20 protein-coding genes are annotated in these 25,563 nt (G+C 62.0%); 4 read left to right on the top strand and 16 right to left on the bottom strand.

The features are described 5' to 3' along the window. Positions 1-3 precede the first annotated feature (3 nt). From RM533_RS05965 to RM533_RS05950, 4 genes are all read right to left on the bottom strand, one after another. Positions 4-1,614, bottom strand: coding sequence for an aldolase catalytic domain-containing protein (locus tag RM533_RS05965; RefSeq protein WP_311340296.1), 1,611 nt, complete (start codon positions 1,612-1,614; stop codon positions 4-6). Positions 1,615-1,780: 166 nt separating this feature from the next. Then, positions 1,781-2,980: a glycosyltransferase family 4 protein gene (locus RM533_RS05960; RefSeq protein WP_311340295.1), complete on the bottom strand. Its 1,200-nt coding sequence runs from the start codon at positions 2,978-2,980 to the stop codon at positions 1,781-1,783. A gap of 148 nt (positions 2,981-3,128) precedes the next feature. Then, entirely contained in the window at positions 3,129-5,342 is a 2,214-nt protein-coding gene (locus tag RM533_RS05955; RefSeq protein WP_311340294.1) for a hypothetical protein, read from the bottom strand. Between the two features lie 3 nt (positions 5,343-5,345). Beyond that, positions 5,346-5,771 carry a hypothetical protein gene (locus RM533_RS05950; protein ID WP_311340293.1) on the bottom strand — a complete coding sequence of 142 codons (426 nt, stop codon included), beginning with the start codon at positions 5,769-5,771 and terminating at the stop codon, positions 5,346-5,348. 124 nt (positions 5,772-5,895) lie between these two features. On the opposite strand from RM533_RS05950, the gene RM533_RS05945 reads away from it, so the two are divergent. Further along, positions 5,896-7,137 carry a glycosyltransferase family 4 protein gene (locus RM533_RS05945; protein ID WP_311340292.1) on the top strand — a complete coding sequence of 414 codons (1,242 nt, stop codon included), beginning with the start codon at positions 5,896-5,898 and terminating at the stop codon, positions 7,135-7,137. Here the strand turns inward: RM533_RS05945 and RM533_RS05940 are convergent. From RM533_RS05940 to RM533_RS05910, 7 genes are read right to left on the bottom strand one after another with little or no spacing between them, the layout of a single operon-like run. Further along, positions 7,134-8,519 carry a lipopolysaccharide biosynthesis protein gene (locus tag RM533_RS05940; protein WP_311340291.1) on the bottom strand — a complete coding sequence of 462 codons (1,386 nt, stop codon included), beginning with the start codon at positions 8,517-8,519 and terminating at the stop codon, positions 7,134-7,136. The two genes, RM533_RS05945 and RM533_RS05940, sit on opposite strands and share 4 nt — an antisense overlap. Then, positions 8,516-9,778: a WcaI family glycosyltransferase gene (locus tag RM533_RS05935; protein ID WP_311340290.1), complete on the bottom strand. Its 1,263-nt coding sequence runs from the start codon at positions 9,776-9,778 to the stop codon at positions 8,516-8,518. Before RM533_RS05935 ends, RM533_RS05940 begins: the two co-directional genes overlap by 4 nt. Positions 9,779-9,798: 20 nt before the next feature. Next, positions 9,799-10,737 (bottom strand): GDP-L-fucose synthase, encoded by a 939-nt coding sequence (fcl, locus tag RM533_RS05930; protein WP_311340289.1) that lies wholly within the window; start codon positions 10,735-10,737, stop codon positions 9,799-9,801. Then, on the bottom strand, positions 10,737-11,837 hold the full coding sequence (gene gmd / locus RM533_RS05925) for a GDP-mannose 4,6-dehydratase (RefSeq protein ID WP_311340288.1): 1,101 nt from the start codon (positions 11,835-11,837) through the stop codon (positions 10,737-10,739). Before gmd ends, fcl begins: the two co-directional genes overlap by 1 nt. A gap of 28 nt (positions 11,838-11,865) precedes the next feature. Continuing rightward, on the bottom strand, positions 11,866-12,462 hold the full coding sequence (locus RM533_RS05920; RefSeq protein WP_311340287.1) for an LptA/OstA family protein: 597 nt from the start codon (positions 12,460-12,462) through the stop codon (positions 11,866-11,868). Further along, a complete protein-coding gene (lptC, locus tag RM533_RS05915; RefSeq protein ID WP_311340286.1) occupies positions 12,462-13,106 on the bottom strand; it encodes an LPS export ABC transporter periplasmic protein LptC in 645 nt (214 codons plus the stop codon). The genes RM533_RS05920 and lptC overlap by 1 nt, the downstream gene beginning before the upstream one ends. Positions 13,107-13,152: 46 nt before the next feature. Beyond that, positions 13,153-13,773 carry a ribonuclease D gene (locus tag RM533_RS05910; protein ID WP_311340285.1) on the bottom strand — a complete coding sequence of 207 codons (621 nt, stop codon included), beginning with the start codon at positions 13,771-13,773 and terminating at the stop codon, positions 13,153-13,155. A gap of 115 nt (positions 13,774-13,888) precedes the next feature. On the opposite strand from RM533_RS05910, the gene RM533_RS05905 reads away from it, so the two are divergent. Next, on the top strand, positions 13,889-14,791 hold the full coding sequence (locus tag RM533_RS05905) for a uracil-DNA glycosylase (protein ID WP_311340284.1): 903 nt from the start codon (positions 13,889-13,891) through the stop codon (positions 14,789-14,791). Positions 14,792-14,794: 3 nt separating this feature from the next. Here the strand turns inward: RM533_RS05905 and hppD are convergent, their stop codons facing one another. The 5 genes from hppD to RM533_RS05880 form a co-directional block, all read right to left on the bottom strand. Then, entirely contained in the window at positions 14,795-15,907 is a 1,113-nt protein-coding gene (gene hppD, locus RM533_RS05900) for a 4-hydroxyphenylpyruvate dioxygenase (protein ID WP_311340283.1), read from the bottom strand. Then, positions 15,904-16,776 carry a phenylalanine 4-monooxygenase gene (gene phhA, locus RM533_RS05895; protein ID WP_311340282.1) on the bottom strand — a complete coding sequence of 291 codons (873 nt, stop codon included), beginning with the start codon at positions 16,774-16,776 and terminating at the stop codon, positions 15,904-15,906. Before phhA ends, hppD begins: the two co-directional genes overlap by 4 nt. Positions 16,777-16,935: 159 nt before the next feature. Further along, positions 16,936-18,348: a phosphoglucomutase/phosphomannomutase PgmG gene (pgmG, locus tag RM533_RS05890; RefSeq protein WP_311340281.1), complete on the bottom strand. Its 1,413-nt coding sequence runs from the start codon at positions 18,346-18,348 to the stop codon at positions 16,936-16,938. Positions 18,349-18,441: 93 nt separating this feature from the next. Continuing rightward, positions 18,442-18,747 carry a molecular chaperone DnaJ gene (locus tag RM533_RS05885; protein ID WP_311340280.1) on the bottom strand — a complete coding sequence of 102 codons (306 nt, stop codon included), beginning with the start codon at positions 18,745-18,747 and terminating at the stop codon, positions 18,442-18,444. 9 nt (positions 18,748-18,756) lie between these two features. Beyond that, positions 18,757-19,617, bottom strand: a complete 861-nt coding sequence (locus tag RM533_RS05880) for a division plane positioning ATPase MipZ (RefSeq protein ID WP_311340419.1) — start codon at positions 19,615-19,617, stop codon at positions 18,757-18,759. Positions 19,618-19,760: 143 nt separating this feature from the next. Between RM533_RS05880 and panC the strand changes: the two genes are divergently transcribed. Both panC and RM533_RS05870 read left to right on the top strand, forming a co-directional pair. After that, entirely contained in the window at positions 19,761-20,657 is an 897-nt protein-coding gene (panC, locus tag RM533_RS05875; RefSeq protein ID WP_311340279.1) for a pantoate--beta-alanine ligase, read from the top strand. Between the two features lie 237 nt (positions 20,658-20,894). Next, positions 20,895-25,559 carry an NAD-glutamate dehydrogenase domain-containing protein gene (locus tag RM533_RS05870; protein ID WP_311340418.1) on the top strand — a complete coding sequence of 1,555 codons (4,665 nt, stop codon included), beginning with the start codon at positions 20,895-20,897 and terminating at the stop codon, positions 25,557-25,559. Positions 25,560-25,563: the final 4 nt, after the last annotated feature.

Raw genomic sequence — 25,563 nt, 5'->3', positions numbered from 1 at the left:
AGGCTACATTCCGTAGATCGACATGGCCTCGACCCCGCGATAGGTCGTGGGTGTCACCGCGTGCACCGGTGGCGCCTCGCCACTGGCGCAAAACAGGTCGAGCGTTGCATCCATCTCCGCGTTACGCCGGTCTCCTGACTGGTAACCGTCAAAGCCCGCCAGCAGGATCCGTTGCGCACCGCCACTGCCGGCGACAGCCAAAGCGTAGCTGATTACCAGCGCATTGGGGATCGTGCAGCATGTGTCGCCAAAGGCAAAGCGGCCGTCTTCGATCGCCACTCCAAAATCAAGCAGGTCCTTGCCGGCAAAGGCCTCGTGCAGCCGCGGCGGCAGCATCGATGCAGGCGTCACCAGCGGCTGAGGCAGATGGCAATGCTGCGCAGCATCGGCCAGCAGGCGGACCGGGTGGCTGGCCACACGCAGCGTCACCAGATCTTCCGCGACGGGCGACTGCGTGTTGAGTGCAAGCACCACAGGTTCTTTCCTGCGAATATAGCTGCTTATCGCATCGCGATGGCGAACCACGCCCGGACCCGATCCGATGATCATCACTTCGCGCCCGGCCATCAGATCCGCCGGATGCCAGCTGCCGCCCGGCTCGCCGCGAAAGAAATTGCGTGCCGCTGCAAGCGAGGTCGCACTGTATTTCTTAGCCCCGCGCGCGCGCAGATCCTCGATTACGGCAAGGAAATCCTCTTCATCGAAGCGGGAGTCGGCTGCCATTTCCTGAACATAGCTGGGATGGATGCCGTATTTGCCCGAAAGGTAGTAGAACGGATTGGTACCCCAGCCATAACGCGCTTTCATCGGCTGCAGGTGACGTCGGATAAGCGACAGCAGCGGAACGAGATCCGCGCCGCGTTCCTCCCGGTCGTTGAGTTCGATCACCAATTCCTCGGTGCGGGCGTTGCCGGGGCCGCGCCCCATGCCGGTGACTGTCGCATCGACCCACGAAGCGCCTGCGTCCAGCGCGCGCAGACTGTTTTGCAATGCCAGACCCATGTTGTCATGCGTGTGAATGCCGATCGGCCCGTGCCAGGCTTCGCGCAACCAGCCGACCACGCGCGCAGTATGGTCCGGGGTCATGCTGCCCATGCTGTCGGCAAAATACAGCACGTCAACCGGGTGGCGGGCTACCTGTCGGGCAATCTGCACCACCTCATCGCGAGACCGATCGGCGATCTGCATCAGGTTTATGCCGGTCTTGAAACCTGCGTCCTGCAGCCACAAACTTGCAGGGAGCACATCCTCCACTTCATGAACATGGCAGGCGATGCGAACAAGATCGACTGCGGAGCAGGAGCGGGTCTGGGGGAAAAGCTGCGCCAGCGCGGCGGAGACATCGCTGCCGTGCAGCAGGTCCGCGCCATTTACCATGACCGCGATGCGCAGATCGCCATGAAGGTTGAGCGTGGCCAGAAATTCGTCGGTCGTATAGGCGCACGGCCCCTTGAACCCTGCATTGCCAAGGAAGCGCTGGCCCAGTTCAACCACGTCCACCTTGGCCGCGTGCATGGCATCAAGGTAAGCGGCAATCAGCTCAGGATCGAAATCCCAATCGTTGTAATAGCCCCCATCCCGCAAGGTGCAGTCAAGGATCGTCAGATCGGGCATAGAACATTCCCGGTGAACCGTCGCCTGCGTTCATGACGAGGGCGGCGTCGCAGCCCACCACCCACCAAGCCGATCTGCCGATTACGTGCCAATATGGCACAGTGCAAGGTCAAGATGACAGTGCAGCCATTTCGCGGGCCGGCCGAACGCGGAGTAGCAGGGCCGATCAGATGCCCAGAGTGTCGCGCAACCGTGCCATTTCGCGTCCCGCTGCGGCGGCATCGGGATCGAGGATCAGCTCGACTGCATCGGCCAACCGCTCTGCATCGCCAAACCATGCCCGTTGGGCAGAGGCTGCCGCCATTCTTGTCCATTGCGCCTGATCGGTTGCAAGCATCAGCATGGAGCGCGCGATACCTTCCTTGCTGGCCGGCTCCACCAGCAGGCCGTTCACCATGTTGCGCACCAACGCGTCGCCTGCACCCACCGGCAGCGAAGCGATGACGGGCAAGCCAAGCGCGACTGCTTCGTTCACGACGAGACCCCATTGCTCCTCGCCACTGACCAGGACCAGCGCGAGCGCCTGGGCAAGTTGCCGCGCGACATCGACAGGGCCAAGGAAGCCGGTAAACACGACCTTCTCACCGATGCCAAGCGACAGGACCATCTGGCGCAGCTCCGCTTCCAGCGGCCCTGACCCTGCAAGCACCAGTCGCCGCGCCATGGTGCCGGCAAGGCGCACATATTGCGCATACCCCGCCAGCAGCAGCGGCAGGTTCTTCTTTTCGACAAATCTGCCGACAAACAGGAAGTCGCGCTCTTCGTATGGGGTCCCACTAGGCGCGACTTGTTGCTCCGATTGCGCACGCACCCGCTTTACACCGATGGTGTCGTAACCCGGCAGCACCGGGCGATTGCGAAAGCCCAGAAAACGCATGTAGCGGTACTGCCGCGCGCCCGCGACTATGGCAGCGCTGTAAGGAACCAGAACGCAGGATTTCACCAATTCGAACAGCACCGAACGTTGCTTGTCGTCGAACTTTGAATCGTTCATCGCGATCACCTGCACACCGAGCAGTCGCAGGGTGACGCTGAGCGCGATCACATCCGATCGCGAGTAGGGCACGCCGATAAACACGTAATCGCATCTGCGCAGCACACGCAGCTGAGCCCCAAAGCGTTCGCCAAATGACAGGCTTTCGCGGTTCCGGCCCGGGAAAAGCGTGATCTTGCGTGCGCCGGCAACATCGCCCGAAGGCTCCCAGGCGTAGGTGTGCGTCGCGGTCGCCATTTCCACCGCAAGCACCTGCGCCTTGCCTGTCAGCCTGCGGGCCACCGCCTCGCACCGGTCGATGTGGTAAGCGCCGAACTGCGACCAGACGAGCGCTATGCGCAGCGGCCGCTGCCGCCTTGCAACCCGGTTCATTCCTGCTTTCCTGCACAGCGGCCCGACAGGCCGGAGATGACGCTGTGGGCCGGGACATGCATGGCGCCGTGCTATAGGCAGCAGCAACAGGGCTGGCAATCGGCCGCGTCATAAGCATAACGCAGCACCTGCCAGCCGACCCGGTCGATCAGTCGAGATAGTCCAGCGCAACCTTGTAACCGGCGCTCGGCAATGTCAGCGGCTGACTGCCATTGTTGCGCACCCGCACGGCAACCGTGTTGTCCGCCGATACTCGTGCCAGCATCTGTGCACTGCCTGGCAAGACAGACGTGCAGGCGACCCGTACGTTCATCAGCGGCCGCGCGCCATTCACGGTCAGCATCACTTCGTCGGACATTTCACCCGGCGCAATCGCCGCGCCGCCCTTCTGCATGGTCGCCGTGACATTGCCGCTCAGGACTGCATGTGGCGTCAGTGGAAACCAGAAATAGCCATCTGTCTCGAAAATCGCATGCCCGCCTTTGAGCATGATCATCCGCCGATCAAGCCGGGTGGCAGAAATCTGCACCGCGAGCGGTGCGGTGCCGTCGTTGAACAGATGTAGCTGCGCACCACGCGGCAGCCTGTTCTGCGGCGACGGCAGTTTCACAGGCCAGATGCCGACCGGATTGCTGGAATGCACCCCTACATAACTGTAGCGAAGGTCGAGCGTCGATGATCCCGTCTCGATGTTCGCCACCGAAAACTGCGTCGTCTTGAGCGCGATCCGGCCGACTGCGACACCGAAGTCGGGCGGCGAACCAATGGCTTCGGGCATCTTGAGCGTCTCGCCCATGATCTCGCCTACATGCAGCCGGTCACCAAGCGACTGGCTCCAGATTACCGGCGTGGTGATCTGCGCATTGTTCTTGACCCCGTTAGCCGTGCGTTCGCAGATCAGCCGCTGCACCGTACAATCATAGGTGCCGCGGCTTCCTGCAATGGCCGAATTGCTGGAGAAGGCGATCGCCTGGGCCAGCGGTGTTCCTTCCACCCGCACGATCGCCTCGCCCACATGAGCGCCATAGACGTTGAAATAACCGTTACCAAAGCGCAGGAACGTGTCGGTCAGGATGACCCGTTCGATCTGGTTCCAGCGCAGCGGCCAGAACTCTCCGGACCGCTCGACCACGACCGTGCCCATCGACAGGCTCGGAGTGTAGTCACGCGCATCTGCTGCATCGCTCCACCATCCTGCCATCAGACCGCTGGCCATGCCGCAATCCCTGATCGTCAGCGCGCCGATCCGGCTTGCGCCATAGCCGCTCGCCCCCTCCAGCGCCTGATGCGCATCATGGATGACGATCTTTTCGGCAATGATCTCTCCGCGGTCGCTGTCACGTGAAAAACTGGGGCCGGGATTGAAAGCATCTGCGTCGGTATTGGCAAGTTCCAGCCGGCCTTTCTGGTAGATGGAACCATGCAACCTGCCACCCTGGTAGAACAATTCGCCTCTGAACCCGTCGATGCAGATCATGCCGTCGAACACGACATCACCCACATGCCGGTCGTTTTCCAGCCAGATGCCCTTGTCGAGAATATCCCAGCCCGATCCGTCGGCGTTGAGCTTGTAATAATCCTCTTCTCCCGTCAGCCCGCCAGTTGCCGAACGGGCAATGCCGCCTCGCAAGGTCCAGTCGCCCCGCAGGATCAAGGTGGCAAGCTCATCGTAATCGGCAGGTCGCACGGTGCGGCCGCGCAGGAAAATCAAGCCACCACGCCAATGGCGATTTTTCGCGATTTTCTGTGTGTTGGCAAGGATTGCCGGATCCGACCCATCATTGCAGCGGCGGTGCAACGTCGTTCCGCCCGCGGCGGCACGCATTTCCTGACGGCTGTTGATGATGATGGGGTGGCCGGTAAAATCGCTGTTGATGTCGCTGCCGTCGCTGGTCGGAGTACGCAGCGGCGTGCGCAGCGAATAATGCGCTTTGTCGAACCGTGCTCCATTGGCCTTGATGGCCGCTGCGTAGTCCAGCGCCTGCTGAATACCCGGCTGGTGATTGACAGAATGATCCGGCTTGTCGGTGCCGATGACACCGCCTGCCGAAACAGCGATCAGCCCTTCTGCGTCGGGCAGCAGGCGAAAATACCGCCCCTTCTGATCGGCCCAGCAGAACAGAGGGAAACGCGCGCGCAGTTCAGCATTTGCCAGCGCATCGCTCACATAGCTCGCCGTGGCGTTGCCATTGCCGGCATGGCCACCTGCAACGATCAGCTCCACCGCATGGTCAAGCGACTGGGCAGCAAGATTGGTGATCCGGTCGACAAGGCCGATGCGCGGTGATCCGGCAAGCAGCGCGCGACTCGCCTTGTCCTGCGCGGCCATTGCGACCGCGCGTGCGATGATATCGAATGCCATCGCTTACTGCCCCAACCGATAGGAAATCGAGCCGCTCGTTACCTTCATGTCGAGGTAGAGCGCGGCGCCCTCTTCCGCTTCTTCCCACACCGGTTCGCAGATATTGGTGCTGTATTCGCCGTAAGGCAGGCCAGCTGCGGTCAGCCCGAAAGTCGTGGCGCCGCCATCTGTCGACCGCAACAGCCTGACCGTGCCTTGCCAGGTGCCGGACAGTACCAGCATGACCGCGCGTCCCGGCCGGGGCAGGAACGGCCCGGCGCGCTTGTCAAGAGTAGCCTTGCCGCTCATTGGCGGCGGTCCTGCAGGCGTGGCAAAGGTCACCGGCAGCGGAGCACCTGACGACACCTGCTGCGATGAACCGCTCTGGTTTGCAAACGCCATCGCAAATTCAGGCGTATATCCAGCAGGTGAGAGTATTGGCTTGGGCATTTGCAAGATCCTTCGATGACAGACTTACCTGCTCCATCACCCATCTGGTTATCTGTAGGAAAATAAAAGATCGCGCGATATTCGGCAGGGCCAAGCGGCGAACGACGGTGTAGGAGTGCGGCATATGAACATAGCGGTCTTCCATCCTGGCACGCAGCACAGCTGGCAGACCGCGCTGGCGCTGCAGCAGCTTGGCCAATTGGCTTGGTATGCCACTTCCATCTTCTATCAGCCGGACCGTTTCCCGTATCGTCTGGAGCGGCTGCTGCCGGAACCGCTGGCAAGCAGGCTTCACCATGAGTTCGGCAGGTTCAGTCACCCCGCGCTCGATCCGGCGCTGGTGCGTACGGCAGGACTGGCGGAATGGGCAGAGCGCCTGCTGGCACGGGCGGGCTGGCGCAGCCTGGCCAAGCGGATCGACCGTGCGGGCAATCGCCGCTTTGTCGCAGCACTGGCAAGCGACATCCGTTCTGCCACGCCTTTCTCCCTTTGGGGGTACAGCGGATCGGCCCGCAGCACGTTCGAACTTGCGCAGCAATATGGACGAAGCTGCATCCTTGACCGGACCAATGGTGATTTCCGCATCTACAACGCCATGATGGCGCAGGTCCGCGAGCGATATGCCGCCTGGTTCCTGCCATCGGAAGAACGCGTGCCGGAACGGATTATCGAGGATGATGCGCAGGAGTATCGGCTTGCCGATACGATCCTGGTCGGAAGCGAATTTGCCGCTACAACCATCCGTTCGGCAGAGCGTGATCCGGTCATCGACGCCAGGCTGCGGGTGCTGAACTATTGCTATGACGAGCAACTGTTTGCCGCCTGTCCGTCGCCGCAGCCGGTCGATCGGACCAGGCCGGTCCGGTTCTTGTGGATGGGGCTGGTCATTCCGCGCAAGGGCATCCAGCATGTGCTTGAAGCGATCGCCATGATCCCGCCCAGCGCCGCGCAGCTTACCATCGTGGGTGACATGAAGCTGCCGCGCGACATCTTTGCCCGTTATCGCGATCGCGTTACCTATCTTCCGACAGTGCCGCGTTCGGCAGTGCCAGCGATCATGGCAGACCATCATGTATTGCTGTTGCCCAGCCATTTCGAAGGGGCGGGGATCACCCTGTACGAAGGGCTCGCCGCGGGATGCGCGTTGATCCAGTCGGATCGCTGCGCGCTAGCCGTGACTCCGCAGACCGGCGTGCAGATCGGCGCCCCCGGTACTGCTGCTGTCCATGCCGCCATGATGGAGGCTATCGAGGATCGTGACCGGCTGGATGGCTGGCGCGCCGCCGCGCAGGCGTCTGCACGCGCTTACAGTTTTGCCAATTACCGCAACAATATCCGCCAGCTGCTCACCGACATCGGCATCTAGCCTGCGCCGACAAGTTCCCGCGCCCGCACGCGCAGGTCACGCCAGGCCGCCCGAAAGTCCGCTTTTGAAAACAGGCTCGCGCGCCGCACCTCGATGATCAGCCGCAGCAGCATCGCACCGTCAAGCACTACAAGCGCGAGCGCCGCGCCTACGACGCCGAGGGGCCCGGTCATCAACCACGCAAGCGCCAGCGAGACAAGGCACATGGCAAGGTAGAACACGGCATATCCCGCGTGACGGTTGACCGACAGCAACATGTTGGACAGCGCCATCCACGTGCCGTTGCACGCCATGACTGCCGCCATCGTGACGACCAGTGCGTGCTCCGGTTTCACGACCCCGCCGGTCCAGACAGACACGATCGATCGACCGAACAGCGACAGCACGAAAAAAGCAGGGATCAGCACGACGCCACAGGTGCCAAGGCTCAGGATCAGCAATGCAGCTTGCCGCGTGCGTGCCCCGGTGGCGCTTGCAATCGAGAAGACCGGCATGGCGGCACTGCTGACCATGTTGGTCATCTGCACGCCAAGCCTGGTGAGCGTACGGACAGCGGTGAATACCGGAACCGCTGCAACCCCGGCCAGCGCGCCGACAATCGCCACGCTTCCTTGCAGCGACAGTGCAAACCCTGTCGGCAAGGCAAGCGCCGCAAGCGCGGGCCGGCCCAGCCGCCTGAGTTCCGCCACGCTGAATTCCGCCCGGCCGGAGGCAGGCTTCGCCACCAGTTCAGGCGCAGCAGATCGCAACCACAGCGCAAACAGCGGCAGCGCAGCGGCTCTGGTTCCAAGATAGCACAGCGCCACCTGCACAAGGCCCGCCCCCAGCAGCACCGCTGCAATTGCAAGAATTGTTTCAGCGACAAAGACGGAGGTATAGGCCAGCCCTGCCTGCGCCCATCGATCGCTGGCCCGCAGCCCGGCAATAATTCCGTTCATCTGCAAGGAACATGCTCCGTAGCCAACCAGCAGCATGGCGACGCCTGCTGCATGACCGCCCGTTGCCGCTTGTGCAAAAGCAAGCATGCCGGGCGCCAGGAGGAACAGCAGCAGTGCTGCCACAATCAGGACGATGCCGCCCGCCAGCAACAATGCGCCGCGCATGGTGCGATAGGTCATGACACACTGTGCATGATTGCCTGCCGCGCGTGTCATGATCATGTCATTGGTAGCTGCCGAAGTCAGGCCAAGGTCACTGATCGCAAGATAGGATGGGATGGTGAACAGCAGCAGCCAGACGCCATAGGTTTCAAGCCCCCAGACGGTCGCGAACACCGGCACGGCAAGCAATTGCCCGGCAACCTGCGCCAATTGCCCATAACCCAGCGCACCGATATTGCGCGCAAGCCGCGAGTGGCGAAGCTGCCGCAGGCCGTGGCTCACTCTCCTGCCTGTACGAGCGCGGACGCGGCTTTGTCGAAGTCAGCGACGATGCTGTCCCGATCCCAGCGCTCGGCAGCGCGGGCCAGCGCTGCCTCGCCGCAGGCGCTGGCAAGCTGCGGTTCATCGACAAGCTTGATGATGGCATCAGCAAAGGCCTGCGGATCGCCTGGCGCAACGGCAATTCCGCATCCTTCGACTTCGGCAAACAGGCCGGTGCCAGGAAGCGCGGTGGCGACCACCGGTCTGCCGGATCGCAGCATGTTGGTCAGTTTGGAAGGCAGCACCAGGTCTGCTGCTCCTGCAATCTGCGGCAGCAGATGCACGCTGGCGAGCGACAGCAGGTCGCCCATGCGCTGCGCTGGCTGAAGATCATGCAATTGCACATTGTCCAGATGCGCGCTCGATGCCGCCAGCTGCTCCCGGTTCGGCCCTTCGCCACAGATGATGAACAATATGTCCGCCCGCTTCTCCAGAAGCGCTGCGGCGGCAATGACAACCTCGATGCCTTGCTTGTTGGCAATGTTGCCTGAATAAAGCGCCACCTTGCGCGCGCCAATGCACCATTGCTGCCGATACGCCGTGTCATCGGACCTCTCGAAGCCAAAGGCGGCATTGCTCCAGTTGCGCAGTTCACGGATGCGCGGTGGTGCCACGCCTTTTTCTTTCAGCCTTGCACACATCTGCGGACTGATCGCGGACACCACATCGGCACCTTGCAGCAGGCGCCGCTCCATTGTCATTGCGATTGCCAGAAGCCAGCGTGCTGCAATTGACCCATCACGCAGCAGCCCGGTGGCAACGGCAGCTTCGATTTCGAAGTCCTGAACATGCACCCACAAGCGGGCTCCGGCGATCCGCGCCGCGCACCAGCCCACCGCTACGGAAAGCAGGGAAGGGGCGACCACGAACACCAGGCCGGGCCGGGTGTAAGCGTCGGCGTCAGCACGGGTACGGGCTCGGAGCATTGCCGGGATGAAAGCCGTGGCAGCAAAGCTGGCATGATGCAGCAGGCGGCGCAACCCGCTCGGCTGTCGCGGAATGTAATGGGGAACACGCGTGACCCGCACCCCGTTTTCCAAGGCGGTATGAATGCCGCGCGCCTGATCGCGATAGGCGCGCCATTGCGGATAGTAAGGCTTGCCAGCCACCACGCACACCTGCGCGCCGCGCGCTGCCATCGCCTCTGCCAGCCCTGCTGTATAAGGACCGATCCCGACCGGCTCAGGCGTGTAGTTGAGACCGATGAACAGCAGCTTCATGGAGCCGTGCCGCTCTGCCATCACTGCAGCGCGCCGGCGTCGAGGAACTGCGCGTAGCTGTCCGCGATCCCGTCGCGCAGGCCGATCGACGGCTTCCAGCCAAGTGCGCGCAATCTGGCGCTGCTCATCAATTTGCGCGGCGTGCCGTCGGGCTTCCGTGTGTCGAACACCAGCCTGCCGGTATAGCCCACAATGTCGCAGACCAGCCGGGCAAGATTGGCAATGCTGATCTCTTCTCCGAAACCTACATTCACAGGCTGCGCCGACGTGTAATTGCGCAGCAGGAATATACAGGCATCGGCCAGATCGTCGACATGCAGGAACTCTCGCGTGGGAGTGCCGCTGCCCCATACTTCCATGGCAGGCGCATGACCGCGCTTGGCCTCATGCGCCTTGCGGACAAGGGCAGGCAGGACATGGCTTGATGCAGGATCGTAATTGTCGCCCGGCCCGTAAAGATTGGTCGGCATGGCACTGATGCAGTCAAAGCCATATTGCCGCCGGTAAGCCTGGCACAGCTTGATGCCCGCGATCTTGGCAATGGCGTACGCTTCATTGGTCGGCTCAAGCGGGCCGGTAAGCAACGCATTTTCTGCAATCGGCTGCGGCGCCAGTCGCGGGTAGATGCAGGACGAGCCGAGGAACAGCAGCTTACTAGCGCCGTGACAGTGCGCAGCCTCGATCACATTTGCCACGATCATCAGATTGTCATACAGGAATTGCGCAGGAAAGCTGTCATTGGCAAGGATGCCGCCGACCTTTGCCGCCGCAATCACGACGATATCGGGCGTGTTGTGGGAAAACCAACCGCGCACCTGTTGCTGTTCGCGCAGATCGATGTCGCGCGGGGCAGTCAGGATCGTGCAATTCTCGCGTTGAAGCCGCCGCACGATCGCAGAGCCGACCATCCCGCGATGTCCGGCGACATAGACCCGCTTTGCGGCAAGTTCATACGCCATCAGCCGGCTGCGCGAATATCGGCAGCCACTGGGGAGCCGGCGTCATCGGAGGCAGACCGCATCAGCGCAAGGTCAGCCGCGACCATTTCGCTTGCAAGCTCCCGCACCTGTGTTTCATGCCGCCAGCCAAGCCTTTGATGCGCCTTGGCCGGATCGCCAATCAACAGTTCGACTTCGGTCGGCCGGAAGTAGCGAGGGTCGACCTCCACAAGGCAGCGGCCAGTCTTTGTACAATAGCCCTTCTCATCCACGCCAGAGCCGCGAAAGACGATGGGAATGCCTGCATCCTCGAATGCCCAGCGGACAAATTCGCGCACCTGCGTTGTCTCGCCTGTGGCAAGCACGTAATCGTCGGGCTCGTCCTGCTGCATCATCAGCCACATGCCGCGGACATATTCGCGGGCATGACCCCAGTCGCGCCGGGCGTCCAGATTGCCGAGGTAGAGCCGCTCCTGGCGGCCGAGGCTGATTGCGGCGGCCGCCCGCGTTACCTTGCGCGTGACAAAGGTTTCGCCGCGCAACGGGCTTTCATGGTTGAACAGGATGCCGTTCGACGCATGCATGCCATAGGCTTCGCGATAGTTGACGGTGATCCAATAGGCGTAAAGCTTGGCTGCGCCATAGGGCGAGCGGGGATAGAACGGCGTCGTCTCGCGCTGCGGTACTTCCTGCACCAGCCCGTACAGTTCCGATGTCGATGCCTGATAAAAGCGGGTCTTTTTCTCCCGCCCCAGAATGCGGATCGCTTCCAGCAGGCGCAAAGTTCCGATGCCATCTGCATTCGCGGTGTATTCCGGCGTCTCGAAGCTGACCGCGACATGGCTTTGCGCGGCCAGATTGTAGATTTCGGTGGGCTGGGTCTCCTGGACAATGCGGATGAGATTGGTCGCATCGGTAAGGTCGCCATGATGAAGGTAGAATTGCTGATCCTTGGTATGCGGATCTTCGTAAATCTCCTCGATCCTGCCGGTGTTGAAAGACGATGAACGCCGTTTGACCCCGTGAACTTCATATCCCTTGTCGAGAAGCAGCCGCGACAGATACGCTCCGTCCTGCCCCGTCACGCCGGTGATCAGCGCAACCTTGCGTGCATCCTTCACATTACTCTCCCGACAAAGGCGCGGATGGTCAGCGCTGCGGAACGGCGAAGCTGCCCGTGACGCGGCCCGATGTCGAGCTTGCGCCTGGCGTCACGGCGGACGTGGCTGCGCTGCTGCCATCCACGCTTGATACCCCGCTGGCGAGATCGATTACCAGCCTGCCGCCGTTCAGTGTATCGGAGCCGCGTCGCAAGGCCACATCGCCGACCAGCGTGATGATACGGCGATCAAAATCGTACACGCCGACTGCTCCACGCGCGGTTTCACTGCCGCGTGACACTTCTACTCCGCCTGTTGCGGTGATCCGCTGGATGCGGAGCGTTCCCGCATCGGTGTAGTTCACGATCGTGCGCGCTGCCGTCAGTCGCAGATCGCCTTGTGAAACGACCACATCGCCTGACAAGACGACGCGATTGTCCCTGTCCTGCAGCTCGATCCGGTCAGCCGCGTAATCGACAGGCTGATTGGAATTGAAGCCCGCGATGGTCTGAGCAAGAAGCTGATCGACGCCCGCCAGTAAGACGCCGGTGGACGCCAATGACACGATCAGCACACCGGCACGCCAGCGCGACAGCCTTGCAGCAACAACGGGCATGGTCCTGAGTGGCGGCAGCAATCGGGTCATCATGGCACCTTCAGTTTTCCTGGCGTCATCCGCAGCCGGGCATTGCCGATAAGCGAAACCGTCCGCTGCTGCAAATCCGCCTCGATCCGATCCGCGCTGAAGGAACCGGCAGGAACGGTGCCTTCAACCCGTCCGTCGCCGACCAGCGCCTTGTCGCGAAGGTCGATGGCGACATTGCGCGCCATCATGCGGTAACCGTCCGCTGCTTCGAAATGGACGGTACCCGGGATCATCACAGATTGCCGGTCCATGTCGTAAACGCCTCGCCGGGCGGTAAGCTGCGCCGGACCTTCCGACAGAAGCAGGCGCGCGGTCACGTCGTCAATACCCACACGCGCGGTTTCACGCGAGCGTTGCACTGCACTTCCCGCCATGAGGGAGAACGGACGCGCATCCTTGTCCAATCCGCGATACATCGCTTTCTTGACTGTCATGCGGTTCTGCGTCAGCGCAACCTTGTTGCGGTCAAGAAGGAAGCTTATTTCGCTGCGCGGCGTCAGCGGCGCAAGCACCATCGCGGCTGCCAGCGCAAGGATCGCCACCGGCAGCACAATCGACAGGATCCGGATCAGCCGGTCATGCCCGCCGCCCGGCTCCGCGAGGTGCCGGCGCTTGTCGCGCATGATTTCGGCCTGGGCGGTCATGCCCTGTTATCTAGAGCGACGGGCGCCGAAAGGAAGCGATATGCCGTCATGCCTCGTGGCTGAATATATCCCGGTCTTCCCAACCTGCGATATCAAGCATCGCGCGCGCGGGCAGGAAATCGAAACAGGCTTGCGCCACTGCCACGCGGTTTTCCCGCTCCAGACGCTCGCGAAAAACGGCGACCAGCTGGTGCAGGTAACGCACGTCCGAGGCGGCGTAATCCTTCTGCGCGTCGTTGAGGACAGGCGCGCCCCAGTCGCTTGACTGCTGCTGTTTGGAAATATCCTTGCCCAGCAATTCGCTGACGAGGTTTTTCAGCCCGTGCCGATCGGTGTAGGTGCGGGTCAGCTTGCTGGCGATCTTGGTGCAGAACACAGGCGCTGCCATGACGCCCAGATAATACTGGATGGCGGCAAGATCGAAGCGGCCGAAATGATAGAACTTTTCCCGCGATCGATCCGCCAGAACCGCCTTCAGATTGGGCGCATCGAAGCTGCTTGCCGGCGAAAAGCGGACCAGATGCTCGTCCCCTTGGCCATCCGAAATCTGCACGACGCAGAGCCGGTCGCGCCGGGTGACGAGCCCCATCGTTTCGGTGTCCACCGCCACGGCGCCGGGTGCAAGCACATCGGGGGGCAGGTCTTCTTCATGAAAATACACTGTCATGGCCACGCCTTTAGGGGTAAACTGCACAAAGGAAAAGGGTGCCTGCTACCGGTGTCCTGTGACAACCGGCAGGCAGATGCGCGGTTTGCCAGCGCCTGCCGCCAGGAAAGAACCCATGTCGCTGCCCATTGAACGCCCGAACAATCGCATTTGCAACAGCCAGGTGGCGGCCAGTCATCAGGTTACAGGCCATCAGGTTACCGGCCATCAGGTTACCGGCCATGAGGTTATAGGCCATCAGGCAACAGACCCGGAGTTTGCAGGCCCGCAGTGTACAGCTTCGCAGTTTCCAGATGCGGTGCCCGGTAGCTGGGCCGGAATCTTGCAACCGGTGCAGCAGGAGATGCGCGCAATCGCAGAATGGCTAAGATTGCAGGCGGACAGCGGAGCCATCATCTATCCCGCGGCAGGCGACCGGCTGCGGGCGCTGGAGCTTACCGCACCTGACATGGTGCGGGTTGTGATCCTGGGACAGGATCCATACCATGGGCCCGGTAAGCGCGTTGCCGGACAGAACAACGCCGATGTGGGCAAGCCCGATCAGGGCAGCGCCGGGCAGGCGCACGGACTGTCCTTTTCCGTTCCCCATGGCCAGCGTTTGCCGCCATCCCTGCGCAACATCTACAAGGAACTTGCTGCAGATTGCGGCATCATCCCCCCGGCGAGCGGCGATCTGACCCGTTGGGCCGAACAAGGCGTGCTGCTGCTGAATGATGTGCTGACGGTCGAGGCAGGCAGGGCGGCCTCTCACCGCAAAGAAGGGTGGGAAGCGGTGACAGATGCCATTGTCTCAGCGGTCGCTACAACGCAGTCACCCAGCGTCTTTATCCTGTGGGGCAGTCACGCACAGGCCAAGGCTGAACGGATCCCGGCACTGGGCGCCGATAGCATCCATTGCATCATCCGTTCGCCGCATCCAAGCCCACTATCCGCGCATCGTGGGTTCTTCGGCTCACGCCCGTTCAGCCGTGCCAACGCCTTTCTGGAGGCGAACGGGCGCGGCCGGATCACCTGGTAGTGTTCAGGCCGGCTCGTCCACTTTCAACGTGCCGCGGCGCAGCTGGTCGCGTTCCATGCTTTCGAACAGCGCCTTGAAATTACCCTCGCCAAAGCCTTCGTCGCCCCGGCGCTGGATGAATTCGAAGAACACCGGTCCCACATTGGCCTCGGCAAAAATCTGGAGCAGCAGGCGTGGCTCGCCCGGCTTGCCATCCGGGCCAAGCGTGGTGCCATCGAGCAGGATGCCGCGCCGGCGCAGTTCATCCACCGCAACGCCATGGCCGGGCAGCCGCTCTTCCAGCATCTCGTAATAGGTTTCGGGCGGCGCGGTCATGAACGGCACGCCGCTCTGTTTCAGGCTGTCCCAGGTCCTGAACAGATCGTCGGAGATGAACGCGATGTGCTGAATGCCCTCGCCGTTGAAGGCGCGCAGGAACTCGTCGATCTGGCCCTTGCCGCCGTCGCTTTCCTCGTTCAGCGGGATACGGATCTTGCCATCGGGCGCGGTCAGCGCCTTCGACGTCAGCCCGGTGTATTCGCCCTTGATGTCGAAAAAGCGAATCTCGCGAAAATTGAACAGCTTTTCGTAATAATCGGCCCAGTAGGCCATGCGCCCGCCATAGACATTGTGCGTCAGATGATCGATCCGGTCGAGGTTCGCTCCGACTGGATGGCGGTCGACACCGGGCAGATATTCAAAATCAATGTCATAGATCGACAGGCGGTCCGGCTCGCCATTGTCATAGCGGTCAACGAGGTAGATGATGGCGTTGCCGATGCCACGAATGGCAGGCAGCCGCAATTCCATGGGGCCGGTTTCCACCTCGACCGGTTCAGCCCCGCGCTTCAGCAATTCATCATAAGCGTGGCGCGCGTCCCTGACGCGGAACGCCATGCCGCATGCGCTTGGGCCATGCTCCCGACTGAAGAACCAGGCGGGGCTTTTCGGTTCGTAATTGGTGACAAGGTTGATCTCGCCCTGTCGCCACAGCTCCACATCCTTGGACCGGTGACGCGCGACCTTCGTGAAGCCCATCGCCTCGAACACAGGTTCCAGCACACCCTTGTCAGGCGCGGAAAACTCGATGAATTCGAAGCCGTCTAGGCCGATCGGATTTTCGAACAGGTCGGTCATGTCTGATCCTTTGCGTTTCTGTGCATCGGGTAGATGGCATCGGTGTCGCGCGCTTCGCCGGGCACAAAGGCTTCCTTGTCGCGATAGGCGGTGTAGATCGGCCCGAAATCCAGATCGACCAGCCCGTCGATCAGCTGCTGCGTGCTGTCGAGGACGAAATAGACTTTCTGGAAATCGTCGATGGCATAGGCTGTGCGCATCACCCGCTCCGGATCGAACCGCAGGCGCAGGACATCGGGATCAGTGACGGAAAACACCGTCTCGCCCGCCGATGACACAATGCCTGCACCGAATGCCTTCAGCCCCTTGGGCGTATCGAGCAGTCCGAATTCGACCGTGTACCAGTAGATGCGCGCCAGCATATCGAGCGCATCCATCGCCATCGCGCGTTCCCCCGCCTGTCCATAAGCGGCAAGGAAATCGGCAAACGCCGGGTCGAGCAGCATGGGCACATGGCCAAAGAAATCGTGGAACAGATCGGGCTCGACCAGATAATCAAGCTCGTGCTCCTCCCTGATCCAGCGGGTCACGGGAAAGCGCCGGTTGGCAAGATGGTCGAAGAACGTCTCGTCGGGAATGAATCCCGGCACCGCCACCAGCTGCCAGCCCGTTGCCTCTCCGATCAGCCGGTTGGCATCGTTGAAACGCGGAATCCCGGCTGCGCAATCGAGCCGGTTGAGCCCCATGAGAAAGCCGGGCGCTGCATGGTGCTGCACCAGCGCGCCTTGACGGGCATAGAGCCGCCGCCAGCGGTCATGCTCCTGTTCGCTGTAGCTGTCCCAATCCTGCGTGACGGTCCAATCGTCCGCGGCCCGGCTGTAATCACCACGCAGGCCGCTCGTGCTTTTGGCAGTGGCTGGTGTTTCCATAATATTGTCGCACCTGTTACCATCCAGCGTCGCGGTTCATTCCGGCCGAACGATGGCGGTGCATGTCCGGCAGGAGGGACGTCGCCGATCCTCCCGGACATGATTACAGATGAAACGGCTTTTTTGCAACGCGCCTGTTCCCGCTTTGCAAAGCCAGTCTCAATGTGCCGCCTGTTCTCCACGTTCCACACCGCTGGCGGCAAGCTGCGCATCGACCTGCGCCATCAAGCGCTCCAGCCCTGCATCACTGTCGCTTTCGGCGCGCGCGACCAGCACGTCCTGCGTGTTTGATGCGCGCAACAGCCACCAGCCATCGGCATTGGTGACGCGCACGCCATCTGTATCATCGACATCGTCGGCGCTGCCGGTCAGCCGCTCCTTAACCTCGTCCACGACCGCAAACTTGCGGCTTTCATCCACCTGGAAGCGCAGTTCGGGCGTGTTGATCATGCCGGGCATGTCGCCGCGCATCTGCGTTACGCTGCGGCCGAGTCGCGCCGACGCGACGAGCAGGCGCACGCCGGCGTAAAGCGCATCGTCATATCCGTAATAATCATCACGGAAAAACACATGTCCGCTCATTTCCCCAGCCAGCGGCGCATCAGTTTCCTTCATTTTGGACTTAATCAGGGAGTGGCCTGTTTTCCACATCAGCGGCTTGCCGCCATGCTCTGCCACCATGTCGAACAGCGCCCGGCTCGCCTTCACATCGGCGATAACCGTCGATCCCGGCAGGATCTTGAGCAGATCCTCGGCAAAGATCATCAGCAGCTGATCGCCCCAGATCACGCGCCCGTCACCGTCGATCGCACCTATTCTGTCGCCGTCCCCATCTAGAGCAACTCCAAAATCGAGCTTCTTGCCAGCGACAATTTTCTTAAGGTCCGCCAGATTCTTCTCATCAGTTGGATCAGGGTGATGATTGGGAAAATGACCATCAACGTCGGTGAAAAGAAGGAAGTGCTCCCCGGGCAGTCTGGCAGTGAGCAACTCGACAGCGGGGCCCGCAGCACCGTTGCCGGTGTCCCAGGCCATGCGCAGGGAGGAGAGCCGCTCCCGCTCGACCGGGGAAAGCGCAGCGATGGGGGCGAGGAGGCGGGTGATGTATTCGTCCATCACATCGCGCCGCTCGACAGTGCCGGTCCCGTCGATCCAGTCTCCGGCAGCGGCCATCCTGCCGAGTTCGAGGATGTCGGCCCCGAAGAACGGCCGTCCAAGAAATACCATCTTGAAGCCATTATAATTGGCGGGATTGTGGCTGCCTGTTATCTGAATGCCGCCATCTACCTGTTCGGATGACGCTTCTGCGTAATACAGCATCGGGGTTGGCCCCATCCCGACCTGCACCACGTCGCAGCCGCTGGCATTGAGCCCTTCGCAAAGCGCATGTTCAAGGACTGGTGAGCTGACGCGCCCGTCATACCCCACCACGACCTTGCTGCCGCCGGCACGTTTCAGCAACGTTGCAAAACCGCGACCGATCGCGCGCGCGTCGTCTGGCCCCAGCGTTTCGCCGATGATGCCTCTGATGTCGTATTCGCGCAGGACTGTGGAATTGAACTGATGGGACATGATGACCTTTCGACTTGATGGCATGGTCCGTCGCTAAACTGTTCGAACCTGCAGAAGTTTGTTGTAAGCGCACCCGGCGTGCACAGCCTGTCTTTACTGATGCGTCTTGGACGGCAATTGTTCCAGCAGCAGGTCACGCGCTGCATCGATCCGGTACATCGCCTCTGCGCTTCCGCCATGATCGGGATGCGCATCAAGGACAGCCCGCCGATGTGCAGCGACGATGTCCTGACGCCCTGCTCCCGCTGGTAGCTGCAGAACTTCGCGAGCATTGACAAGCTGGTCCTGCCGCTGCCGGGCAGCGGTCGTGCTGGTTTGCCACAATTGCCAGGGCCAGGCGTTGAACACCATGCGGCACATGATGATCGCCAGGAAGACAAGAATGAGGAGCTTTGCCAACGCCGGAGCCTAGAGGGAGAATGTGGCAGGCGCATCGGCCTGCTGCCGCGCCGGCATGGGCAGGTTAAGCCCCTTCAACAAGCTTCGCAGTTCCTGCCGCGCGACCAGATGGCTGGTAGCGAGTTCGCCCAGATGCCCCTTGTCCAGCAGGGTGAGGCCGGACGGGAACAACTCACGATAGATGACGCGCTCTGACAATCCCTGGATTGCGCGAAAGCCTACCCGCTTTGCAAGCTCGGCCAGCGCTTCGTTGATGCGCCGCATATTGCGGGCTTCGATGTGCTGTGTCCGATTGCGCACGACCACCCAGTCCATTTCCCGACGTTCGCCATTGATCGTGCTCAAGCCGCGCTTCTTGCGCGCTTCCCAGATCATCTCGGCGTAGAAAGACAGGCGCCGCACCTTGAAGGTTTCGGCATCGACCTGTCCGATAAGATCGAAATCGACGAAACTGTCGTTGAGCGGGGTTACGAGCGTGTCAGCCTGAACGGCGACATGGCGAGCATATTTGTCGTCACGGCCCGGGGTGTCGAAGATGAGGAAATCGCAGCCGGCGCCGATCTCCTCCGCCAGCGCATCGAGATCTTCGGTGGTGGGTCCAGAAAACACGGCGACCGACGCGCCGGGAAGTGCGATGCTGCGGCGCCGCTCTGTTTCGACGCGGTTTTCAAAGTAGCGGTAGAAGGTCGCCTGCCTGAAATCGAGGTCGATCGCTGCCACGCGAGCCCCTTGATAGGCAAGCGCCACCGCTGTGTGAACCGCGGTGGTGGATTTGCCCGTACCGCCCTTTTCGTTGGCGAAGACCAGCCGGTGCGGCCCCGAGAACGGCCGGCTTTGCGGAGCGCGGGAGCCGGGTCCTGATTGCTCGATCGCTGAAAAATCGTTCAAGTCGTTTCTCTTTCGCCATTCGTCCCATGCAGCGCCTGTCACGCAACAACGCGCTTGTCGAGAACGCGCGTGCCGCTAGACGCATCAGGAACATGCAGCAACAGCCATAAGGGAGGATCTGGCGCGTGCAAACACTCCACGCAATCATACCGCTGCGACAGACGATCGCGGATTTGCGCAAGGCGGCCGGACCGGATGCGCGGCTGGCGCTCGTGCCGACGATGGGTGCTCTTCACGATGGACATCTGGCGCTGGTGCGCGCAGCCCGGCAACAGGCGCAGATCGTCGCGGTATCGATCTTCGTCAACCCTCGGCAGTTCGGCGCCAACGAGGATCTGGATGCCTATCCGCGCACGCTCGCCGCCGATGCCGCCTTGCTGGAGGCGCAGGGCGTGGACGTGCTCTGGGCACCTGCTGTCAGCATGATGTATCCCCATGACTACGCCACCAACATATCTGTAGGAGGGGTAAGCCAGGGTCTTTGCGGTGCGGATCGTCCAGGTCATTTCGACGGAGTGGCGACCGTGGTGCTCAAGCTGTTCAATCAGGTCGCACCTGACCTTGCGTTCTTCGGAGAAAAGGACTGGCAGCAGCTTGGCGTCATTCGCCGCATGGCGCGCGATCTGGATCTTGCCAAGCCGCATGTCGACGCCATTTACGGTGTGCCCATCGTTCGCGAGCCGGACGGTCTCGCGCTCAGTTCGCGCAACCGTTACCTCTCCGGCGACGCGCGGGTGACCGCAGCTGCGCTGCCGCAGTTCATGCAGGAGGCGGTCCGGGCGATGGCCAAAGGCGACGCGTGCAGCGAGGCGCTTGCCCGTCTGCGCTGCCGGTTGCTCGAGAGAGGCTTCGACAGCATTGATTATGCCGAATTGCGCGACGAACGCAGTCTGTTGCTGCTTGATCGGTTGCAGGAACACGCCCGGCTGTTTGTCGCGGCACGGATCGGCGGGACGAGGCTGATCGACAATCTTGCCGCAACCGTGGGACCGACCCAGGAGGACAGGCGTTCCGGTTCTTGATGGCAGTGCTTGAAAAGAACGATCATTGCGCCATAACGCACTAATAATATAGCGCGGCGAGCCGTTTGGTGCACCGCAGCTCTAACGGAGAGAGACATGGACCTGCGCAAGGACAAGGACAGCAATTCCCCGGCAGCAACGGATCGCGCGCAAGCTTCTGCTGCCGGGCAAACTTCTGCAGGATCCACTGCGGGCGATGCTGCCGCCGGCGGGGCGGACCAGGATCGCGACCCTGCGATGGCCGTCCGGCTGGGCCAGGCAATTACCCGGTCCATGCTGGCAGGCGAGCCGCCCATGGATGCTGCAGACCTTGAGGAAGCCGCCGGCTTCCTGCTCGACACCGCCGCATCGCGCCCGGATGGTGATCCTGCCATTGCCATTGCCACAGGCGGCGACGGACGGCGCGTCATGCGGATCGGCGTCATCAATGACGATATGCCGTTTCTGGTCGATTCGCTTGCTTCCACGGTCGCCGCGCAAGGGCTGGTGATCGACCGGCTGGTGCATCCTGTCGTTGGCGTCGAACGCGATCGGGCAGGATTGCTGGTGGATGTCGGAATGGTCGATGCTGAACGTCTGGAATCGATGATCTATATCGAGACGCCGCGTCAGGATGCCCGGCAGAGACGCGAATTGGAACGTGCGATCGCCGTCACAGTAAGGGACGTGCGCGCCGCAGTGCAGGATTGGCCCAGAATGCGGGCAGCGCTTGCCCATGATGCAACGCGCATCAACGACGAGGAAGGCGCTGAACTGCTGCGCTGGCTTGGCAACGACATGATGACACAATTGGGTCATGTGACGCGCTATCGTGATGGCAGTCATGCAGAGGCGCTGGGTATCTGCCGCAAGAGCGCGACCAGCCTGCTTGCCGACGCGTCTTATGAACGCGCATTCAGGTGGTTTGACGATGCGCGTCAGGGCGGCGGTGCGCGCGCGCCACTGATCGTGAAGTCCAACCTCATCTCCAATGTGCACCGCCGTGTGCCGATTGACCTGTTCATCGTGCCGGTGATGCGCGATGGGACCGTTGCTGCCTTGTCCGTGCATGCCGGCATCTGGACCAGCACTGGCCTTAATGTCGCGCCTGACAAGGTGCCCCGGATGCGGCAGCAGCTTGCGCGGCTGATGGACCGGCTGGGTTTTCGTCCGGGCGGCCATACCGGCAAATCGTTGCAACACGCGCTGACTGCGCTGCCGCACGATCTGGTGATCGGGTTTTCCGATGCGGATGTTGAACGGGTCGCCACGACCATGATCAGCCTGGTGGATCGGCCAAGGCCGCGCGTTGCACTGGTGGAGGCGCCGCTTGCCCGTCATCTGTTCGCCTTTGTCTGGTTGCCGCGCGACATGCTGTCGACCCGCACCCGCACCCGTATCCAGGCGCTGCTGGAGGAGGAGGCGGACGCCAGCGTGCTCGACTGGAGCCTGCAGGTGGAGGGCGGTGCCCTGGCAATGATCCGCTATGTCCTCGACATTCGCGAAGGCCGCGGGCGTTTCGACGAAGCGTCGATCGATCAGGCCTTGCAGGCAATGTTGCGCGGCTGGTCGGATGCAGTGGAGGCCGAACTCGCGCAGGGCGAAGATGCCGGTCGCGCAGCGGCGCTTGCCACCCGCTTTGCCGAAGCATTTCCGATGCCCTATCGCGCCTCGTATGGTGCGGCAGAGGCAGCGGTGGATATCCGCCGCGTCCGGCGCCTGCACGCGGGCGAGGCCAGGAACGAAGCGGACGAGGCGGTGTCGCGCGATGCCCGCCTCTACCGACTGGAAAATGACCCTGTCGATCATCTGCGTATGAAGATCTACCAGCACGACGGCAATCTGCCGCTTTCTGACGCAGTGCCGGCCCTGGAAAACTTCGGCTTCACCGTGCTGAGCGAAATGCCAACCTTGCTTGACAAGGGCACGATGGGCACGATCCACGATTTCACGCTGGCGCTTCCGCCCGGGGAAAATGCCGCTGCATTGCTCGACCGCGCTCAGATTGTGGAAGCAGCGGTTGCCGCAGTGCTCAACCACGTGGCTGAGAACGATGTTTTCAACCGGCTCATCATTTCGGCTTCACTACAGTCAACAGAGGCGGACTGGCTGCGCGCCATATACCGCTACCTGCGGCAGGCAGGCATCAGCTTTACCATCTACACTGTGGTGGATGCGTTGGGTCGGGCACCCTCCATCACGCGTGCGCTTATCGACCTGTTCCGCGCCCGCCATGACCCGATGTTCGAAGGCGACCGGGACACGGCGACTGACGAGGCGCGCGAAACCATAAGAAGCGCGCTGGTCGAGGTTGCCGCCATCAACGATGACCGTCTCCTGCGGCTTTACCAGGCGATGATCGAGGCAGTTTTGCGGACCAACGCCTTTGCGCCCACCGCCGCAGAAGCGCTGGCGTTCAAGATCGACTCGGCGCAGATCCCAGGCCTGCCCCGGCCTATCCCCTGGCGCGAGATCTTCGTCTATTCCCGCCGGGTCGAAGGCATTCACTTGCGGGCAGGACCGGTGGCGCGCGGCGGCTTGCGCTGGTCCGATCGCAGGGACGATTTCAGAACCGAGGTGCTTGGTCTGATGAAGGCGCAGCGCGTAAAGAATGCCGTCATCGTGCCGACGGGCGCCAAGGGCGGTTTTTACCCCAAGCAATTGCCTGATCCTGCTCGCGACCGCGCGGCTTGGGCGGCCGAAGGGCAGGCAAGCTATGAGATATTCATTCGCACCTTGCTGGCGGTTACCGACAACATCATCGATGACGCGGTTGTTCACCCCGACGGAGTTGTCATCCATGATGGCGACGATCCCTACTTCGTTGTCGCCGCGGACAAGGGCACGGCCCGTTTTTCGGATGTCGCCAACGCCATTGCAGAGGCGCACGACTTCTGGCTGGACGATGCATTCGCCAGCGGCGGTTCCAACGGCTACGACCACAAGGCCATGGGGATCACCGCGCGTGGAGCATGGATGTCAGTGCAGCGCCACTTTCGCGAGATGGGCGTCGATGTCCAGACCGACAGTATCGACGTTGTCGGCTGCGGCGACATGTCGGGCGACGTGTTCGGCAATGGCATGCTGCTGTCGCAGGCAATCCGGCTGGTTGCTGCATTTGACCATCGCCACATTTTCATCGATCCGGCGCCTGACCCTGCGGCTTCGTGGCAGGAGCGAAAGCGTCTGTTCGATTTGCCGCATTCAAGTTGGGCCGATTACGATGCCGGGCTGATCTCGGCCGGAGGTGGCGTCTTTTCCCGTGCGGACAAGCGCATCACTCTGAGCAAACAGGCGCAGGAGGCGCTCGGCATCGATTGCGCGCAGATCGAGCCTGATGCGCTCATTTCCGCAATCTTGCGCGCACCGGTCGACCTGTTGTGGTTTGGCGGCATCGGCACCTACATCAAGGCCACTGTCGAAAACAATGTCCAGGTAGGCGACACCGTCAATGACGCGTTGCGGGTCAATGGCGGTGAGTTACGCGCCCGCGTGGTCGGTGAAGGCGCCAATCTGGGCGTGACGCAGGCCGGACGCATCGAATACGCCTTGTCTGGCGGGCGCATCAACGCCGATTTCATCGACAATTCGGCCGGTGTCGACTGTTCCGACAATGAGGTGAACATTAAGATCGCACTGGCTGCCGCCTGCCGCGCTGGCGCGCTGGAGCGACCGGCACGCAATATTTTGCTGGAGGAGATGACCGACAAGGTGGCCGCGCTTGTCCTTGACGACAACCGGCTGCAGGCTCTGGCGCTTTCGATTGCGTCCTTGGGCGGCGCGCCAGCGGCCGCGTCCTACACCCGTGTCATGGAACTGCTCGAGGATATGGGCAGCCTTGACCGCAGGACAGAAGGGCTTGCAGATGGCGACGTGCTGGCTCGCCGCGCTACCGAAGGCAAGGGCTTGACCCGCCCTGAACTTGCCGTGCTGCTGTCAAGCAGCAAGCTGGTGCTGCAATCCGCCATCGAGGCAAGCGACGTTCCTGATGATCCGACCTTGCTGAACACGCTGCTGGCGGCTTTCCCGCCGCAGATGCAGGAGCAATACCCAAGCTTCATTGCTACCCATCGTCTGCGCCGCCAGATCATCGCCACCAGCCTTGCCAACCGGATCGTCAATCGGCTCGGCATCGTGCTTCCCTTTGAGCTCGCCGAAGAGGAAGGCGCGGATCTGGCGCAGGTCACCTCTGCGTTTGTCGTGGCCGAACAATTGCTGGGGCTGGACGCGATCTGGCAGCTTCTGGACCATGCCGAAATGCCGGAGGCTGCGCGCCTGTTGTTGTTCGACCAGCTTGCGATTGCAGTGCGCAGCCACATGGCCGATCTGCTGCGCGCTGGTGCAGGGCGGATGGTGCCATCCCGATTGCACGAACAGCTGGCCCCCGGTTTTTCCGTTATCAGCGACGAAACGGAAAATCTGCTTGAGGACGAAGCGCGGAGGCATTCCCGCCGGTTGCGCGAGCGTCTGGCCAAGGCGGGCGCGCCCGAAGCGGCCGCCGGTGCAGTCAGCCATGTGTTCGAAATGGATGGCGCAGTGGGAATCGCCGATCTTGCTGCCAGCGCCGGGATGGAGCCGCGTCGCCTGACCGCAGCCTTCACCGGTCTTGGCGCCAGGCTGGGGCTGGACTGGGCGCAAGGCATGGCCGCGATCATGAGCCCGTCCGATCCCTGGGAGCGACTGCTGGTGGCAGGACTGGCACGCGATTTTCAGCAGATGCGGCTTATTTTCCTCAAGACATTGTGTCAGAACAGTGACGCGCGCACAGACCCGGCCGATGCCATGGCTGACTGGGCTGCGACACATGAAGCTGCGATCAGGCGGTTTCGTGCTGTTGTCGGCCGTGCGCAGGCCAGCGTGCCGGTCAGCCCCGCCGTCCTGGCCCAGATTGCCAGTCAGGCCCGCAACTTGTTGGCGCGTTAGCGGA

It is taken from the genome of Croceicoccus esteveae (assembly GCF_031846435.1).
Lineage (GTDB): Bacteria > Pseudomonadota > Alphaproteobacteria > Sphingomonadales > Sphingomonadaceae > Croceicoccus > Croceicoccus esteveae.
The sequence above is the reverse complement of the archived record's forward strand: the minus strand, read 5'-3'. Positions and strand labels throughout refer to the sequence as shown.

What these genes read in the sequence shown, in the direction of transcription:
- RM533_RS05965 (WP_311340296.1), bottom strand. Translation starts at nt 1,614, where the DNA reads ATGCCCGATCTGACGATCCTTGACTGCACCTTGCGGGATGGGGGCTAT.
- RM533_RS05960 (WP_311340295.1), bottom strand. Translation starts at nt 2,980, where the DNA reads ATGAACCGGGTTGCAAGGCGGCAGCGGCCGCTGCGCATAGCGCTCGTC.
- RM533_RS05955 (WP_311340294.1), bottom strand. Translation starts at nt 5,342, where the DNA reads ATGGCATTCGATATCATCGCACGCGCGGTCGCAATGGCCGCGCAGGAC.
- RM533_RS05950 (WP_311340293.1), bottom strand. Translation starts at nt 5,771, where the DNA reads ATGCCCAAGCCAATACTCTCACCTGCTGGATATACGCCTGAATTTGCG.
- RM533_RS05945 (WP_311340292.1), top strand. Translation starts at nt 5,896, where the DNA reads ATGAACATAGCGGTCTTCCATCCTGGCACGCAGCACAGCTGGCAGACC.
- RM533_RS05935 (WP_311340290.1), bottom strand. Translation starts at nt 9,778, where the DNA reads ATGAAGCTGCTGTTCATCGGTCTCAACTACACGCCTGAGCCGGTCGGG.
- fcl (WP_311340289.1), bottom strand. Translation starts at nt 10,737, where the DNA reads ATGGCGTATGAACTTGCCGCAAAGCGGGTCTATGTCGCCGGACATCGC.
- RM533_RS05920 (WP_311340287.1), bottom strand. Translation starts at nt 12,462, where the DNA reads ATGACCCGATTGCTGCCGCCACTCAGGACCATGCCCGTTGTTGCTGCA.
- lptC (WP_311340286.1), bottom strand. Translation starts at nt 13,106, where the DNA reads ATGACCGCCCAGGCCGAAATCATGCGCGACAAGCGCCGGCACCTCGCG.
- RM533_RS05910 (WP_311340285.1), bottom strand. Translation starts at nt 13,773, where the DNA reads ATGACAGTGTATTTTCATGAAGAAGACCTGCCCCCCGATGTGCTTGCA.
- RM533_RS05905 (WP_311340284.1), top strand. Translation starts at nt 13,889, where the DNA reads ATGTCGCTGCCCATTGAACGCCCGAACAATCGCATTTGCAACAGCCAG.
- hppD (WP_311340283.1), bottom strand. Translation starts at nt 15,907, where the DNA reads ATGACCGACCTGTTCGAAAATCCGATCGGCCTAGACGGCTTCGAATTC.
- phhA (WP_311340282.1), bottom strand. Translation starts at nt 16,776, where the DNA reads ATGGAAACACCAGCCACTGCCAAAAGCACGAGCGGCCTGCGTGGTGAT.
- pgmG (WP_311340281.1), bottom strand. Translation starts at nt 18,348, where the DNA reads ATGTCCCATCAGTTCAATTCCACAGTCCTGCGCGAATACGACATCAGA.
- RM533_RS05870 (WP_311340418.1), top strand. Translation starts at nt 20,895, where the DNA reads ATGGCCGTCCGGCTGGGCCAGGCAATTACCCGGTCCATGCTGGCAGGC.